This window comes from Paenibacillus sp. 01T431 (assembly GCF_056398625.1).
Window position 1 is genome coordinate 1 of sequence record NZ_JBFTPT010000090.1, and the last position, 337, is coordinate 337.

The window sequence follows — 337 nt, forward strand, 5'->3', positions numbered from 1 at the left end:
TATCCATTACGATAGCTGGGTTTCCCCATTCGGAAATCCTCGGATCAATGCCTGCTTACGGCTCCCCGGGGCGGTATCGTTGTTCGCCACGTCCTTCTTCGGCTCCTGGTGCCTAGGCATCCTCCGTGCGCTCTTACTAGCTTAACCAAATGCTCAGGTGATCGCTCACCTTCGCTTACGTAAAAACAGCTTTAAAGGATGTTTCAGCAATTCTTTTCTTTCGTTATCCAGTTTTCAAGGTGCAATTTAAAAAGTTTTTTTGGTGGAGCCAAGCGGGATCGAACCGCTGACCTCCTGCTTGCAAGGCAGGCGCTCTCCCAGCTGAGCTATGGCCCCA

The 337-nt window shown here is 51.0% G+C and carries 1 tRNA gene and 1 rRNA gene; both read right to left on the reverse strand.

The features are described 5' to 3' along the window. Positions 1–147: ribosomal RNA gene (locus AC1DM9_RS34610) — 23S ribosomal RNA — on the reverse strand; the annotation flags it as partial. A gap of 113 nt (positions 148–260) precedes the next feature. After that, positions 261–336: transfer RNA gene (locus AC1DM9_RS34615), tRNA-Ala, on the reverse strand. Position 337 lies beyond the last annotated feature (1 nt).